The sequence below is a fragment of the Janthinobacterium sp. SUN118 genome, assembly GCF_030397695.1.
In the GTDB taxonomy this organism is placed as follows: Bacteria; Pseudomonadota; Gammaproteobacteria; order Burkholderiales; family Burkholderiaceae_D; genus Janthinobacterium.
Genome location: NZ_JAPUBV010000001.1, coordinates 1,815,552 through 1,830,257 on the forward strand (window position 1 = coordinate 1,815,552; position 14,706 = coordinate 1,830,257).

The 14,706-nt window shown below is 63.2% G+C and carries 15 protein-coding genes; 10 read left to right on the forward strand and 5 right to left on the reverse strand.

The window, feature by feature from the left end:
- Positions 1–3 precede the first annotated feature (3 nt).
- On the reverse strand, positions 4–921 hold the full coding sequence (locus O0880_RS08235) for a pyridoxal-phosphate dependent enzyme (RefSeq protein ID WP_289885954.1): 918 nt from the start codon (positions 919–921) through the stop codon (positions 4–6).
- A 173-nt stretch (positions 922–1,094) separates the two neighbouring features.
- Between O0880_RS08235 and O0880_RS08240 the strand changes: the two genes are divergently transcribed.
- Positions 1,095–1,430 carry a hypothetical protein gene (locus tag O0880_RS08240; protein ID WP_071322981.1) on the forward strand — a complete coding sequence of 112 codons (336 nt, stop codon included), beginning with the start codon at positions 1,095–1,097 and terminating at the stop codon, positions 1,428–1,430.
- A gap of 67 nt (positions 1,431–1,497) precedes the next feature.
- Here the strand turns inward: O0880_RS08240 and O0880_RS08245 are convergent, their stop codons facing one another.
- Both O0880_RS08245 and O0880_RS08250 read right to left on the reverse strand, forming a co-directional pair.
- The gene (locus O0880_RS08245) at positions 1,498–2,001 is read right to left on the reverse strand and encodes a MarR family transcriptional regulator (protein ID WP_071322982.1); all 504 of its coding nucleotides are present in this window, start codon (positions 1,999–2,001) and stop codon (positions 1,498–1,500) included.
- Between the two features lie 340 nt (positions 2,002–2,341).
- Positions 2,342–3,100, reverse strand: a complete 759-nt coding sequence (locus O0880_RS08250) for a DeoR/GlpR family DNA-binding transcription regulator (protein WP_289885956.1) — start codon at positions 3,098–3,100, stop codon at positions 2,342–2,344.
- Between the two features lie 191 nt (positions 3,101–3,291).
- Between O0880_RS08250 and glpD the strand changes: the two genes are divergently transcribed.
- From glpD to glpK, 8 genes are all read left to right on the forward strand, one after another.
- Entirely contained in the window at positions 3,292–4,842 is a 1,551-nt protein-coding gene (gene glpD / locus O0880_RS08255; RefSeq protein WP_289885957.1) for a glycerol-3-phosphate dehydrogenase, read from the forward strand.
- A gap of 81 nt (positions 4,843–4,923) precedes the next feature.
- Positions 4,924–6,027 (forward strand): ABC transporter ATP-binding protein, encoded by a 1,104-nt coding sequence (locus tag O0880_RS08260; protein ID WP_289885959.1) that lies wholly within the window; start codon positions 4,924–4,926, stop codon positions 6,025–6,027.
- A gap of 1 nt (position 6,028) precedes the next feature.
- A complete protein-coding gene (locus O0880_RS08265; RefSeq protein WP_289885961.1) occupies positions 6,029–7,132 on the forward strand; it encodes an ABC transporter ATP-binding protein in 1,104 nt (367 codons plus the stop codon).
- Complete coding sequence (locus O0880_RS08270; protein WP_071322986.1) at positions 7,132–8,016, forward strand: sugar ABC transporter permease; 885 nt, start codon at positions 7,132–7,134, stop codon at positions 8,014–8,016. Before O0880_RS08265 ends, O0880_RS08270 begins: the two co-directional genes overlap by 1 nt.
- Positions 8,016–8,819 (forward strand): carbohydrate ABC transporter permease, encoded by an 804-nt coding sequence (locus tag O0880_RS08275; RefSeq protein ID WP_071322987.1) that lies wholly within the window; start codon positions 8,016–8,018, stop codon positions 8,817–8,819. Before O0880_RS08270 ends, O0880_RS08275 begins: the two co-directional genes overlap by 1 nt.
- A gap of 1 nt (position 8,820) precedes the next feature.
- The gene (locus O0880_RS08280; RefSeq protein WP_083411707.1) at positions 8,821–9,126 is read left to right on the forward strand and encodes a DUF2160 domain-containing protein; all 306 of its coding nucleotides are present in this window, start codon (positions 8,821–8,823) and stop codon (positions 9,124–9,126) included.
- A 117-nt stretch (positions 9,127–9,243) separates the two neighbouring features.
- A complete protein-coding gene (locus O0880_RS08285) occupies positions 9,244–10,971 on the forward strand; it encodes an extracellular solute-binding protein (RefSeq protein ID WP_071322988.1) in 1,728 nt (575 codons plus the stop codon).
- A gap of 81 nt (positions 10,972–11,052) precedes the next feature.
- On the forward strand, positions 11,053–12,546 hold the full coding sequence (gene glpK, locus O0880_RS08290; protein WP_289885964.1) for a glycerol kinase GlpK: 1,494 nt from the start codon (positions 11,053–11,055) through the stop codon (positions 12,544–12,546).
- Between the two features lie 204 nt (positions 12,547–12,750).
- Here the strand turns inward: glpK and O0880_RS08295 are convergent, their stop codons facing one another.
- Positions 12,751–13,311, reverse strand: coding sequence for a YdcF family protein (locus O0880_RS08295; RefSeq protein ID WP_289885965.1), 561 nt, complete (start codon positions 13,309–13,311; stop codon positions 12,751–12,753).
- A gap of 151 nt (positions 13,312–13,462) precedes the next feature.
- On the opposite strand from O0880_RS08295, the gene O0880_RS08300 reads away from it, so the two are divergent.
- Complete coding sequence (locus tag O0880_RS08300) at positions 13,463–13,972, forward strand: hypothetical protein (protein ID WP_289885966.1); 510 nt, start codon at positions 13,463–13,465, stop codon at positions 13,970–13,972.
- Positions 13,973–13,981: 9 nt separating this feature from the next.
- On the opposite strand, the gene O0880_RS08305 is transcribed toward O0880_RS08300, so the two are convergent.
- Positions 13,982–14,629, reverse strand: coding sequence for a cysteine hydrolase family protein (locus tag O0880_RS08305; protein WP_289885967.1), 648 nt, complete (start codon positions 14,627–14,629; stop codon positions 13,982–13,984).
- Positions 14,630–14,706 lie beyond the last annotated feature (77 nt).

Below are 14,706 nucleotides of genomic sequence, written 5' to 3' on the forward strand. Positions count from 1 at the left end.
TGCCTACAGGCTGGCGGCCCAGTGGTCGAGCTGCTGCGCGGTGGCCGTCACGCCGCCGCAGACGATGACGAGCACATTGCGGTAGGGCGCCAGCTGCGGCGCCTTGCCGTAGACGGCCGCCAGGGCCGCGCCGCAGGCCGGCTCCACCACCAGGCGCTGGTCGCCGATGAAGCGCCGGCAGGCGTCGACGGCCGCCTTGTCCGACACCACCACGCTATGCAGCGGGCGCGTCTGGCTGATGGCGAACGCCTGGGCGCATACCTGGCGCGCGCCCAGCGAGGTGGCGATGCTGGTCACGGCCGGCAAGGCCACGTGTTCGCGCGCGGCCACGGCGGCGGCCAGGGAGGCCGCGCCTTCGGTTTCCACGGCCACCAGCGCCACGTCGTCCCAGCCATTGCGCCGCAAACCCTCGGCCACGCCGGCCAGCAGGCCACCGCCGCCCACCGACAGCACGACGGCGTCCGGCTTCAGGCCCGTGCGGGCCACTTCGTCGATCATGCCGGCATGGCCTTGCCACAGCAGCGGATCGTCGAACGGGTGCAAAAAGGCGTCCTGCGGCGTGAGCATCGATTGCGCCAGCGCGTTCGCTTCCTGCCAGGCGGCGCCATGCACGATCACTTGCGCGCCTTCCTGCACGATCAGCGCTTTGGCCCGCTCGCTGGTCGTTTCCGGCACCACCACGATGACGGGGATGCCCAGCTGGCGTCCCGCGTAGGCGACGGCGATGCCGGCATTGCCGCCCGACGAGGAAATGAAGCGGCTGGCGCCGCGCCGCGCGTATTCTTCGCAAGCCAGGCCGATGCCGCGGATCTTGAACGAGCCAGGCGGCTGCAGCGCTTCGAGCTTGAGCCAGATGGCGCGTTCGCTGAGCAGGCTCAGCGCGCGGGAATTGAGCAAAGGGGTTTCGATGTGCAGGGCCATGCTTTTTCCGGAAAAAGAGTCAGGCCGGCATCTTAGCGCAGATGGAGCGGCAGGCGGATTCGGCTGCCAGCCGGGAAAACCGTGTCGCCCAGCAAAATTTCCACACGGAAATATGTGAAGGTTGATAAAATAGAATTGGAATTTTTTCTACTTCAAAAAACAAAGGAACAGTAATGGCAACTCGTATTGCAATGAAGCACAAGGACACGGGCTTGATGAAAGACGGCTTTTACGGCTTTTCGTGGACGACGTTCTTCTTCGGCTTTTTCCCGGCCCTGTTTCGCGGCGACTTCATTACTTTTATCGGCGCCTTCGTCGTGACGGTGATCATCGGCCTGTTCACGGCCGGCTTCGGCATGTTCATCGTCGGCGTCGTGTGGGCCTTCTTGTACAACAAATACTACACGGGCAAACTGCTCGAGCGCGGCTATGTGCTGGCCGGCTCGCCCAGCGAGAACGCGGAAGCGGCGGCCGCCATCGGCATCGCCCTGCCGTCACCCGCCGCCTGAGGCGCAGGTCCGGACAGTCCAAAGGACGCTGCGGCGTCCTTTTTTATTACGTTTCTCTTGCCGGCGATCAGTTCAGCGGGGCGCTTTTCAGCTGGTGCGTGCGCGCCACTTCCTTCATCGCTTCGAGCAGGTCGTCACGCAGCTGGCGCGGCAGCTTGCCGAAGAATTCCTCGTCGTTCTGGTCGGCCATGTCGGCCAGCACGGGCACCAGGGCCTCGCCTTCCGTGGTCAGCTCGATCGAGTGCTGGCGGCGGTCGGCCAGCAGGATCGATTTGCTGACCATGCCCTTGCTTTCCAGGCGGTCGATCAGTTTCGATACGGCGCCCTTGCTCATGCCGGCCACTTGCGCCAGCACCGTGGGCGAGGTGCAGCCGAGGCGGAACATTTCGCGCAGCACCACCCACTCGGACACCGTCACGCCATTGGCTTCGGCTTTCTTCTGGAAGCTGTGGGAGACGTGGTTGGAGACGAAGCGCAGCCAGTAACCCAGGTGTGCTTCCAGTTCGCTGACGGCGACGCTGTTGGGATGGGAGATTTGCGGCGTAGCGGCCGCTTCAAAATTATGGCTCATTTCTTTTCCTTCACTGGGCGGCGCATCCGGCATGGTTAAGGCCTTCGCACTTGCTGTCGAGTGGTTTGTTTAGGGACGCAGCTTGCTTTGAGGTAGTTCTAACACTGATTTCACAGGAAATCATTTACGCTCAATGCGTTTTTCTTCATTTCCTTGCTCTGGATATATAAAAAGCAATATCAAGCAAATAATCGTATTACCAGAGAGGAAGATTAAAAAAATAACGCATGTTGCCTCAATGGTAACAGCATTTTTGCCGAATTGATAAATATTTCATATCATTCAGTGAAGTCGCCCACATATGGCGTATTGCCTGCGCGACAGGGCGTCTCCCATGCCGTCAGGCTACCACCACCTTCACGCCCGCGTCGCGCAAGACCTGGGCAAAGCGGGGCGGCGGCGGCGCATCCGTAAACAGCATGTCGACCTGGGCCAGGTCGGCCAGGCGCACGAGGGCCTTGCGGCCGAATTTGTGCTGGTCGGCCACCAGCCACACTTCGCGCGACTGTTCGATGATGGCTTGCGCCACCTTCACTTCGCGCGCGTCGAAGTCGCGCAGGCTGCCATCCTCGTCGATGCTGGAAATGCCGATGATGCCGATGTCGACCTTGAACTGGCGGATGAAGTCGATGGTGGCTTCGCCGACGATGCCGCGGTCGCGCCCGCGCACCACGCCGCCGGCCACGATCACTTCGCAGGCGGCATTGTCGGCCAGGATGGCGGCCACGTTCAGGTTGTTCGTCACCACGTGCAAGCCCGTGTGCTGACTCAGCGCGCGCGCCACTTCCTCGGTGGTAGTGCCGATATTGATCAACAGCGAACAGCCATGCGGCACCTGCGCGGCGACGGCGGCCGCGATGCGCCGCTTGGCTTCGCTGTTGAATACCTGCCGCTGGCTGTAATCGATGTTTTCCACGGACGAGGGCAAGCCGACGCCGCCGTGATAGCGGGCCAGCAGGCGCGCCTCTTCCATCTGCTTGACGTCGCGGCGCACGGTTTGCGGCGTCACGTCCAGCTGCTGGGCCAGCTCTTCGACCGACATGGTGACTTTCTGGCGCACCACTTCGAGCAGGCGGCGCTGGCGGGGATTCAAGATCATGGTTGTCTCTTTAAAAGTCAAAAACGAACAGAAACGAACAAATAGTATTAAAAATATGTTGCTATGAGTTCGAATTCTGGCGTATCTTATTCATATTGCATTCGTATTAGCTATATATTGATCTTAACGACAGTCGCCGGCGATGCCTAGTCTTTCCTCGCCAGCGCGTCCCCGACAAGCACGGAGTTCCGATGGCGGCAGCACAGCAGGACGTGGAAGCGGCAACAGGCACGATCGCATGCGACGTGCTGGTGGTGGGCGGCGGCATCAACGGCGCCGGCATCGCGCGCGACGCGGCCGGACGGGGCCTGTCCGTGCTGCTGTGCGAAAAAGACGACCTCGCTTCCCACACCTCGTCGGCCTCCACCAAGCTGATACACGGCGGCTTGCGCTACCTCGAATACTATGAATTCGGCCTCGTGCGCAAGGCGCTGATCGAGCGCGAAGTGCTGCTGCGCTCGGCGCCGCACATCATGCGGCCCTTGCGCTTCGTCATGCCGCACGCCCAGGGCCAGCGTCCCGCCTGGCTGATACGCGCCGGCCTGTTTCTCTACGATATGCTGGCGCGCCGCGAAATCCTGCCCGCCTCGAGCGGCATCGACTTGCGCCGCCACGTGGCGGGCCAGCCCTTGAAGCCCGAGTTCAAGCGCGGCTTCGTGTATTCCGATGGCTGGGTCGACGATGCGCGCCTGGTGGTCCTGAACGCCGTCGATGCGGCGCAGAAGGGCGCGCGCATCCTCACGCGCACGCGCTGCACGGCCCTGCGGCGCGATGGCGACGGCTGGCTGGCTACCTTGCTGCCAGGCGACGGACATGCGCTGTCCGTGCGCGCGCGCAGCGTCGTCAATGCGGCCGGGCCGTGGACGGCCGAGTTCCTGCAGCAGGCGGCGCCCGGCGGACAGGGCCGGCATTTGCGATTGATCAAGGGCAGCCATATCGTCGTCAAGCGCCTGTTCGCGCATGATCATGCCTACATCTTCCAGCATCCGGACGGCCGCATCGTGTTTGCCATTCCGTACGAGCACGATTTCACCCTGATCGGCACCACCGATCTCGACTATCACGGCGACAGCGGCAAGGTGGAAATCGACGACGAGGAAATTCGTTACTTGTGCGAGCTTTCCAGTTACTATTTCAGCAAGCCCGTCAAGCCTGCCGACGTGGTGTGGACGTATGCGGGCGTGCGCCCGTTGGTGGAGGACGCGGCGGCCGACGCCAAGGCCGTCACGCGCGATTACCGTTTCGAGCTGGACCAGGATGGCGCGCCGCTGCTGAGCATTTTCGGCGGCAAGATCACGACGTTTCGCAAGCTGGCCGAGGAGGCGCTTGATTTGCTGGCGCCGCTGCTTGGCAATGCGCGGCCGGCGTGGACGGAGCAGGCCTGCCTGCCCGGCGGCGACGTGTTCGGCAGCACGCCGCAGAACCGCGCGGTGCGCGAGTTTGGCCAGTTCGTGCAAGGCTTGCAGCGCGACTATGCGTGGCTGCCGGCGGCGCTCGTGGCCCGCTATGCGCGCGCTTACGGCACCCGCATCCACCTGCTGCTCGAGGGGCGGCGCGAGATGGCGGCCATGGGCGAGGAGCTCGCCGCCGGCCTGTACGCGGCGGAGGTCGATTACCTGCGGCGCCATGAATGGGCCGTGAGCGCCGCCGATATCCTGTGGCGGCGCTCCAAGCTGGGCTTGCACCTGCCGCGCGAGACGGCGGGCAGGCTCGACGGCTGGCTGTTGCAGCATCCGTTGTAACCTGGAACAAGATGACGCTGGCGACCGTGCTCCGCAGAGGGCGCGGCGAAGAATAAGAACACATCACTGGAGGAGAAGCGCGTGCAACTGGTACTGGACAAGATCAGCAGGAAGCAGGGGGCTGACGACTATTTATATCCGATGTCGCTGGCGTTGGTGCCGGGCGCCATCAACGTCTTGCTGGGCACGACGCGTGCCGGCAAGACGACCCTGATGCGCGTCATGGCGGGCCTGGACAAGCCCAGCGGCGGCAGCGTCACGGCCGATGGCGTCGATGTGACGGGCGTGCCCGTCAGCAAGCGCAACCTGGCCATGGTGTACCAGCAATTCATCAATTATCCGGCCTTCACCGTCTACGACAATATCGCTTCGCCCCTGCGCTTGCGCAAGGTGCCGGAAGAACGCATACGCGAGAAAGTGCTGGCGCTGGCCGAGCGCCTGCACATCACGCCCTATCTGCAGCGCACGCCGGGCGAACTGTCGGGCGGCCAGCAGCAGCGCACGGCGCTGGGACGCGCGCTGATCAAGGATGCGTCCTTGCTGCTGCTCGACGAGCCGCTCGTCAACCTCGACTATAAATTGCGCGAGGAATTGCGCCGCGAATTGACGGAATTGTTTTCCAGCGGCAGCACGACCGTCGTGTACGCCACCACGGAACCGCTGGAAGCGCTGCAGCTGGGCGGTCACGTGGCCGTCCTGCACGAAGGCCGCCTGCTGCAGCAGGGACCGACGCTCGACGTCTTCAACGCCCCCAATTCCGTCGATGTGGCGCGCACCTTCAGCGATCCGCCCATCAACCTGATTCCCGCCCGCATCGATGCGCACGGCGTGGCGCAGGCGGGCGACGGCCTGGCCATCCACCTGAGCGGCGAACAGCGCGCGCGCCTCGGCGCGCAGAGCAGCGTGATCCTCGGCGTGCGCGCCCACAGCCTGCACCTGGCGCCGCAATCCGATGGCGACGTGCCCATCGCGGCGCAGGTGGACCTGGCGGAAATCAGCGGCTCGGAAACCTATGTGCATGCGCGCCGCGGCGAACTGGCCCTGGTGGCGCAGCTCGGCGGCGTGCACAACCTGGAAATCGGCAGCGCCTGCACCGTGTATTGCCAGCCGCATGCCTTGCTGATCTTCGCCGAAGACGGCGGCCTGCTGTTCGCTCCGGGACAAGCCACGGCAGGGGGAGCCTGACATGGCGCGCATCGAACTGGTCGACCTGGCCCACGCCTATAAACCGAACCCGGCGGCTGCCGCCGACTACGCGCTGCGGCCCATGAGCATGGCGTGGCATGACGGCGGCGCGTATGCCTTGCTGGGGCCGTCCGGCTGCGGCAAGACGACCTTGCTCAATATCATCTCCGGCCTCGTGAAACCGTCGCATGGCAAGGTGCTGTTCGACGGCAAGGATGTCACGCAGTTGCCGACGGAAGCCCGCAATATCGCGCAAGTGTTCCAGTTTCCCGTCATCTACGACACCATGACCGTGCACGACAACCTGGCGTTCCCGTTGCGTAATCGCGGCTGGAAAGAGATCGAGGTGAAAAAGCGCGTGCAGCAGGTGGCGCAGATGCTGGAATTGACGGGCGACCTGAAGTTGCGCGCCAGCGGCCTGTCCGTGGACGCCAAGCAAAAGATTTCGCTGGGACGGGGGCTCGTGCGCCCCGACGTGGCGGCCGTGCTGTTCGACGAACCGCTGACGGTGATCGACCCGCATTTGAAATGGCTGCTGCGCAGAAAATTGAAGGAAATCCACCACGAACTGAAATTGTCCTTGATCTACGTCACGCACGACCAGGTGGAAGCGCTGACCTTTGCCGACCAGGTGGTCGTCATGACACAGGGCGAAGTGGTGCAGACGGGCAGCGCGCAAGCGCTGTTCGAGGAACCCGAGCACACGTTCGTCGGCTATTTCATCGGCAACCCGGGCATGAACTTGCTCGATTGCACGGTCGAGGATGGCGTGGCGCGGGTGGCGGGCCAGCCTTTGGCGCTCGCTGACGCGGCGCGCGCGGCCCTGCTGGGCGCGCAGGGAAAGATCACGGTGGGCGTGCGGCCCGAATTCGTCGAGTGCCTGAAGGCCATGCAGGGTGCCGAAGCGGGCAGCGGCGATACCGTGGCCGCCACGGTCACGGCCGTGCGCAACATGGGCACGCACTACCTGGCCGAGTTTCGCCTCGGCAGCGCCACGGTGGCGGCCAAGCTGCGCGCCATCGACGCCGTCGCCGGCGACGCTGTACGGCTGCGCTTTCCCCAGCAACGCACTTTGTTCTACGTCAACGACAAGCGGGTGGCCTGATGATCAATACTGGTAAAACCGATAATAACCGCCGCGCCTGGCTGCTGATCCTGCCCGTACTGCTGTGCGTGGCCTTTTCCGCCATCCTGCCCCTCATGACGGTGGTCAATTATTCCGTGCAGGATATCCTGAGCCCCACGCAAAAGGTGTTTGTCGGCACCGAGTGGTTCCGCATGGTCATGCTCGACGGCGACCTGCACAGCGCGCTGCTGCGCCAGCTGCTGTTTTCCGGCTCCGTGCTGGCCATCCAGATTCCGCTGGGCATCCTGATCGCCCTGTGCATGCCGGCCGACGGCTGGAAGGCGTCGCTGGCGCTGGTGCTCATCGCGCTGCCCCTGCTGATTCCCTGGAACGTGGTCGGCACCATCTGGCAAATCTTTGGCCGCGGCGACATCGGCCTGATGGGCTATACCTTGAACCAGCTGGGCTTTGACTACAATTACAACGGCAATTCGCTCGATGCGTGGCTGACCGTGATGGTGATGGATATCTGGCACTGGACGCCCCTGGTCGTGCTGCTGTGCTATGCGGGCTTGCGCGCCATTCCCGACGCCTATTACCAGGCGGCGCGCATCGACGGCGCCTCGCGCCTGGCCGTGTTCCGCTACATCCAGCTGCCGAAGCTGCGCAATGTGCTGATGATCGCCGTCCTGCTGCGCTTCATGGACAGCTTCATGATCTACACGGAACCGTTCGTGCTGACCGGTGGCGGGCCGGGCAATGCCACCACCTTTTTGTCGCAATACCTGACGCAAAAGGCCGTGGGCCAGTTCGACCTGGGGCCGGCCTCGGCCTTCTCACTGATCTATTTCCTCATCATCCTGCTGTTCTGCTTTGTGCTGTACACGTGGATGCAGCGCGTCGGCACGGGAGACCAGAAATGATGAACCGTAAAATCAGCGGCGCCATCCTCGCCGTCTTCCTGCTGGGTTCGCTGTTGCCCATCTACTGGATGCTCAACATGTCGCTCAAGACCAACGAGGAAATCGTCGGCGTGCTGAGCCTGTGGCCCGAGCAGCTGACGTTCGCCAACTACCAGACCATCTTCACGGACCCGTCGTGGTACAGCGGCTACATCAATTCCATGATTTACGTGGCGCTGAACATGGTGATGTCGGTGACGGTGGCCTTGCCGGCCGCGTATGCGTTTTCGCGTTACAACTTTGTCGGCGACAAGCATTTGTTCTTCTGGCTGCTGACCAACCGCATGACGCCGCCCGCCGTCTTCCTCGTGCCCTTCTTCCAGCTGTATTCGACGGTGGGACTGATGGATACGCACCTGGCCGTGGCGCTGGCGCACATGGTCTTCAACGTGCCGCTGGCCGTGTGGATACTGGAAGGCTTCATGTCCGGCGTGCCCAAGGAAATCGACGAGACGGCGTATATCGATGGCTACAGCTTCCCCCGCTTCTTCATCCGCATCTTCTTGCCGATGATCAAGTCGGGCGTGGGCGTGACGGCGTTCTTCTGCTTCATGTTCAGCTGGGTGGAACTGTTGTTGGCGCGTACCTTGACCTCGGTCAATGCCAAGCCCATCGCCGCCACCATGACGCGCACGGTGTCGGCGGCCGGCATGGACTGGGGCGTGCTGGCGGCGGCCGGCGTGCTGACCATCGTGCCCGGCGCGCTGGTGATCTGGTTCGTCCGCCATTACATTGCCAAGGGCTTCGCCATGGGGAGGGTGTGAGATGGAAAACAATATCGACAGCACCGCCAGCCTGTTCGGCTGGATGGCGTGGACGCCGGAAGTGGCGGTCTTTTTCATCGGCATCGGCCTGATGCTGGCCGGCATGACGATCTGGCAAATTCGTTCGCCCAGCATCGAGCGCAAGGGCTTTTTGCCCATGCCCACCACGCGCGGCGACCGGCTGTTCATCGGCCTCCTGCTGGCCGCGTATGTGAATCTGGCCTGGGCGGGATTCACGGAAATGCAGCAGGCGATCGGGGCTGCCATCAGTTTTGTGTTGTTGTTAATTGTAATGCGTTGGGGGTGAGGGCACCTGGCACAAGCTGCGCTTGCGTCAGGTGCTACAAGTTAGGTGTATGACGTCGTAGATGAAAAACCGGCCCGCCCATGGCAGGCCGGATGACAACTAAAAAGGAGATTCACGATGAAATTGAAGTTCACGGTCTTCGCGGCCGCGGCCATGCTCGTGTCGAATGCGGCCCTGGCCGACGCCAAGCAGGCGCAAACCTGGATCGACAAGGAGTTCCAGCCCTCCAGCCTGAGCAAGCAGCAGCAGCTTGCTGAAATGAAATGGTTCATCGATGCGGCCGCCAAGCTGAAAGCCAAAGGGATCAAGGAAATTTCCGTGGTCTCGGAAACCATCGACACCCACGTCTACGAATCGAAGACCCTGGCCAAGGCCTTCGAGGACATCACGGGCATCAAGGTGCGCCACGACATCATCCAGGAAGGCGACGTGGTGGAAAAGCTGCAGACGTCCATGCAGTCGGGCAAGAGCATCTATGACGGCTGGATTTCCGATTCCGACCTGATCGGCACCCACTATCGCTATGGCGCCGTGGAGCCGCTGTCCGACTACATGGCCGGCAAGGGCAAGGATTACACGAATCCTGGCCTCGACTTGAAGGATTTCATCGGCATCAGCTTCACCACGGCGCCCGATGGCAAGGTGTACCAGCTGCCCGACCAGCAATTCGCCAACCTGTACTGGTTCCGCGCCGACTGGTTCGCGCGCAAGGATTTGCAAGCCAAGTTCAAGGCCAAGTATGGCTACGAACTGGGCGTGCCGCAAAACTGGTCCGCGTATGAAGACATCGCCGACTTCTTCACGAATGACGTGAAGGAACTGGACGGCAAGAAAGTCTATGGCCACATGGATTACGGCAAAAAGGATCCCTCGCTGGGCTGGCGCTTCACCGATGCGTGGCTGTCGATGGCTGGCGCGGCCGACAAGGGTATTCCAAACGGCATGCCCGTCGACGAGTGGGGCATCAAGGTGGCGGCCGACAAGTGCACGCCCGTGGGCGCGTCGATGTCGCGCGGCGGCGCCACCAATTCGCCGGCCGCCGTGTTTGCGCTGACGAAATATATCGACTGGATGAAGAAATACGCGCCGCCGCAGGCGAACGGCATGAATTTCTCGGAATCGGGCCCCGTGCCGGCGCAGGGCGAAATCGCCCAGCAAATCTTCTGGTACACGGCGTTTACGGCCGGCATGACGAAACCGGGCTTGCCAGTGGTCAACAAGGACGGCACGCCGAAATGGCGCATGGCGCCGTCGCCGCACGGCCCGTACTGGAAGGAGGGCATGCAGAACGGTTATCAGGACGTCGGTTCCTGGTTCCTGTTCAAGTCCACGCCGGACGACCGCAAGGCCGCTGCCTGGCTGTACGCGCAGTTCGTCACGTCGAAAACCGTGTCGCTGAAGAAATCGATCGTCGGCCTGACCTTCATCCGCGATTCGGACATCCGCCACGATTACTTCACGAAACATGCGAACGAATACGGCGGCTTGATCGAGTTCTACCGCAGCCCGGCCAGGGTGGCGTGGACGCCGACGGGCAACAACGTGCCCGACTATCCGAAACTGGCGCAGCTGTGGTGGAAGAACGTGGCCACGGCCATCACGGCGGAAAAAACGCCGCAAGCCGCCATGGATAACCTGGCCGAGGAAATGGACCAGGTCATGGCGCGCCTGCAGCGGGCCGGCATGAAGGCGTGCGCGCCCAAGCTCAATCCGAAAGGCGACCCGAACCAGTACCTGTCGGACCAGCACGCCCCATGGAAAAAGCTGGCGAATGAAAAGCCGAAGGGTGAAACGATTGCCTACGACAAGCTGCTGCAAGCCTGGAAAGAAGGCAAGGTAAGGTAGTCGTGTAAACTCCTGCCGCCGTTGTTCCGGGGCACGGGCGTTTGCCCGTGCCTTTTTTACTGTATAGCCGTAGTAGCGACCATGACCAAATACATACTTGCTTTAGACCAGGGCACCACCAGTTCGCGCGCCATCCTGTTCGACCACGCTGGCCGGCCGCACGCCAGCGCGCAGCGCGAGTTCCGCCAGATTTTCCCCCAGCCGGGCTGGGTCGAGCATGACGCCGGTGAAATCTGGGGCTCGCAGGAAGGCGTGCTGCAGCAGGTGCTGCGCGACAGCGGCGTGGCGGCGTCCGACGTGGCCGCCATCGGCGTGACCAACCAGCGCGAAACGACGGTGCTGTGGGACCGTGCCACGGGCGAGCCTGTCGCCAACGCCATCGTCTGGCAAGACCGGCGCAACGCGGCCTTTTGCGAGCAGCTGGTCGAACAGGGCAAGGCGGACTTGATCCAGCGCAAGACGGGTCTCGTGCTGGACGCATATTTTTCCGCCACCAAACTCAAATGGCTGCTCGACAATGTGCCGGGCGCCCGCGCGCGCGCCGAGCGGGGCGAGCTGGCCTTCGGCACGGTCGACAGCTGGCTGATCTACAAGATGAGCGGCGCCCACATCACGGACACGAGCAACGCTTCGCGCACCATGCTGTTCAACATCCACACCTTGCAGTGGGACACGGACTTGCTGGCGCTGCTCGATATTCCCGCTTCCTTGCTGCCCGACGTCGCGCCATCGAGCGGCGTGGCCGCGCACACGCATGCGGCCTTGCTGGGCGTGCCCGTGCCCATCGCCGGTATCGCGGGCGACCAGCAGGCGGCCACGTTTGGCCAGGCCTGCCTGAAGCCGGGTATGGCGAAGAATACCTATGGCACGGGCTGCTTCATGCTGATGAACGTGGGGAAACGGCCGCTGCAATCGAAAAACCGGCTGTTGATGACGGTGGGCTGGAGCCTGGGAGCGGGCGCTGACAACACGGATTACCTGTTGGAAGGCAGCGCCTTCATCGCGGGCGCGGCCGTGCAGTGGATGCGCGACGGCATCGGCATCATCCGCGACTCGTCCGAAGTGGAGGCGCTGGCCACCAGCGTGCCCGATTCGGGCGGCCTGGTCTTCGTGCCCGCGTTCGCCGGCCTCGGTGCGCCGTACTGGGACCCGTATGCGCGCGGCACCCTGATCGGCATCACGCGCGGCACGGGCAAGGCGCACATCGCGCGCGCGGCGCTCGAAGGCGTGGCGTACCAGAACGTCGACGTCTTGTCCGCCATGCAGGATGACGCCGGCATTGCGCTGTCCGAGTTGCGCGTCGACGGCGGCGCGGCCCGCAACGACATGCTGATGCAGTTCCAGGCCGACATCTTGAATGTACCCGTGGTGCGTCCCGTGGTGACGGAAACGACGGCCCTGGGCGCCGCCTATCTGGCGGGCCTGGCCGTGGGCTTCTGGACTTCCGAGGAAGAAATCGCCGCCCAGTGGCAGGTGGGACGCCGTTTCGAACCGGTCATGGCGGCCGACGAGCGCCTGACGCGGCTGCACAAATGGCAGCGCGCCGTGGAGCGTTCGCGCGACTGGAGCGAGTGACCGCTTACTGGCCTTGCCACGCGTTTTAGCAGGCCCGGCGTTGCGCCAGCGCGCCAACGGCGGCGATGCAGACGCCCAGCATCATGGCGCCAGACGGGGCCAGACGGGGCCAGGCAGGCAGCGGCGCCCAGCGGCTCCGCATCGGCGGCACGGCACAGGCGGCCACCAGGATAAAACTGGCTGTAAAGGCGAGTATTGTCGCGGTCAGGATTTCACGTAATACACAAGGTAGCCCACCGTTTCACGGGGGATGGAATACAGGTCGCGCAGCTCGAAGTAGGGCGCGTGCACGTTGCCGCTGACATCGATGCCGCTGCGCTCCAGCGCCAGCCGGAAGCGGGGCACGTGAAAATATTGCGTGGCGACCATGGCCGTGCGCCAGCCATGCGCGCGCATGAGCAGCGCCGCGTTGCGTGCCGTGGCGTCCGTGGTCCAGCCTTGATTATCTTCAAGAATGGCGCCGGCCGGCACGCCGCGCGCTTGCAGGTAGCGCGCCATGGAAGCGGCCTCGTCGAAGCCTTCCTTGCCCGTGGCGCCGCTGACGAGGATGCGCGGCGCCCGGCCCGCCTGGAATTGCGCCAGGGCCGCATCGAGGCGCGCCCGCAGGCGCGGGCTGGGCGTGCCGTCCGGGGCGATGGTATTGCCCGGCACCACGATCACGTCGGCGGGCGCCAGCTTGTCGTCGAGTCCCGTCAATACCAGTGCTGTCGTGGCCAGCAGGAAAGTGATCAGCGCCAGCAGGGCGGTCCATCGTATTGTTCGCATCGCTATACATCCAGCAGGTTTTTCGTGAGCGCGACTGTAGCAGATGGCGGATGACTTGCGCGTTCTCAAGCCAGCGCAAAGGGATGTTCGTCTATGCTAAGCTTGGTTATCTGGCAACCCTGGACCACCCACCCTGTATTGGAGAAGCAGCATGACAGCCGTATCCAGCATCCTGATCGCCATGGCCTTCGCCGCGCAAACGGGCCAGTCCGACCCTTCGAACCAGTATGACCGCGCCGGATCCGCCGGGCGCGGCGACGATATCCAGCTCGTGTGTTATGGCGAAGCGGAAAAAATTGTCATGGAAAACCGTTCCGGCATGGAATGGGACAACGACAGGCACAAGTATGTGCAGAAATCCACCCTGGAGACGGGCAAGAGCAATTTCGATACGGCCGTCAATGTGTCCATCCACGGCGGCGCGGCGCAAATCCGCTTGCCGAAGCAGCTGATTCCACCGATCCATGGCGACAGCAGCGATGGCTGGTGGGACGTGATGGACCTGGTCGTCGGCCACGATGAAATCCGCGGCCGTTTCCAGCTGAACGCCTTGAACCGTCCCACCGTCGTCATCAACCGCCGCAGTGGCGTGATCACGGTCGATGGCATGATCAAGTTCAGCGGCCGCTGCGACGCCGATGACGGGCACCGGCGCTTTTAACATCTGCGCTCAGACGATGCCGCCCACGCCCCGCGCGCGCTGGTTCGACAGATAAATATTATCCTTATCCAGCGGCTTGCCTGCGCGCACGGCATCGAGCCAGTCGCGCGTGCTGACGACGGCGGCGAAATTCGAATGGAATACGGCGCTGAACACGCGGTGGATTTCCTCGGCGCTGGCCGTGCCGCCCGCATTGGCGTAGGGCAGGGTGCCGGTGGCGTCCTGCAGGAACTCGACCTGCAAGCCGTCGTGCGCGGCCTGATAGATGGTGGCGGCGTTGCAGTTGTGCGTCATGTAGCCGATCACGCTCAGGGTGTCGATGCCGTGGCTGCTTAGCCAGGCGCTTAAGTCCGTGCCGGCAAATGCGCTGCCCATGTTCTTGTTGATGCGGTGGTCGGCGGCAAAGGCGGCCACCTGCGGGTGCAGCTGCCAGCCGTCGCTGCCCTTGGCGAAGATGGGCGAGGCTTCCGGCGCATCGTGCTGGACGACGATGACGGGCACGCCGGCGGCGCGGGCGGCATCCATGGCCTGGACGATGTTTGGCAGGGAAATGTCGACGGACGGATATTCGATGGGCATCTGACCCGTGAAGTATTCATTCTGTACATCAATGACGAGCAGGGCACGGCGTGGTGCGGTAGCGGCTTGGGTGGACATGGGTTCTCCTGGAAGGGGTGACAGAGGAAATGGCTCCTCGATAAGGCCATTGTCAGGCCGCGCACTGCAAATAAAAA

Excerpts from the sequence above, each read along its gene's own strand:
- O0880_RS08235 (WP_289885954.1), bottom strand. The coding sequence starts at position 921 with ATGGCCCTGCACATCGAAACCCCTTTGCTCAATTCCCGCGCGCTGAGC.
- O0880_RS08240 (WP_071322981.1), top strand. The coding sequence starts at position 1,095 with ATGGCAACTCGTATTGCAATGAAGCACAAGGACACGGGCTTGATGAAA.
- O0880_RS08245 (WP_071322982.1), bottom strand. The coding sequence starts at position 2,001 with ATGAGCCATAATTTTGAAGCGGCCGCTACGCCGCAAATCTCCCATCCC.
- O0880_RS08250 (WP_289885956.1), bottom strand. The coding sequence starts at position 3,100 with ATGATCTTGAATCCCCGCCAGCGCCGCCTGCTCGAAGTGGTGCGCCAG.
- glpD (WP_289885957.1), top strand. The coding sequence starts at position 3,292 with ATGGCGGCAGCACAGCAGGACGTGGAAGCGGCAACAGGCACGATCGCA.
- O0880_RS08265 (WP_289885961.1), top strand. The coding sequence starts at position 6,029 with ATGGCGCGCATCGAACTGGTCGACCTGGCCCACGCCTATAAACCGAAC.
- O0880_RS08270 (WP_071322986.1), top strand. The coding sequence starts at position 7,132 with ATGATCAATACTGGTAAAACCGATAATAACCGCCGCGCCTGGCTGCTG.
- O0880_RS08275 (WP_071322987.1), top strand. The coding sequence starts at position 8,016 with ATGAACCGTAAAATCAGCGGCGCCATCCTCGCCGTCTTCCTGCTGGGT.
- O0880_RS08280 (WP_083411707.1), top strand. The coding sequence starts at position 8,821 with ATGGAAAACAATATCGACAGCACCGCCAGCCTGTTCGGCTGGATGGCG.
- O0880_RS08285 (WP_071322988.1), top strand. The coding sequence starts at position 9,244 with ATGAAATTGAAGTTCACGGTCTTCGCGGCCGCGGCCATGCTCGTGTCG.
- glpK (WP_289885964.1), top strand. The coding sequence starts at position 11,053 with ATGACCAAATACATACTTGCTTTAGACCAGGGCACCACCAGTTCGCGC.
- O0880_RS08295 (WP_289885965.1), bottom strand. The coding sequence starts at position 13,311 with ATGCGAACAATACGATGGACCGCCCTGCTGGCGCTGATCACTTTCCTG.
- O0880_RS08300 (WP_289885966.1), top strand. The coding sequence starts at position 13,463 with ATGACAGCCGTATCCAGCATCCTGATCGCCATGGCCTTCGCCGCGCAA.
- O0880_RS08305 (WP_289885967.1), bottom strand. The coding sequence starts at position 14,629 with ATGTCCACCCAAGCCGCTACCGCACCACGCCGTGCCCTGCTCGTCATT.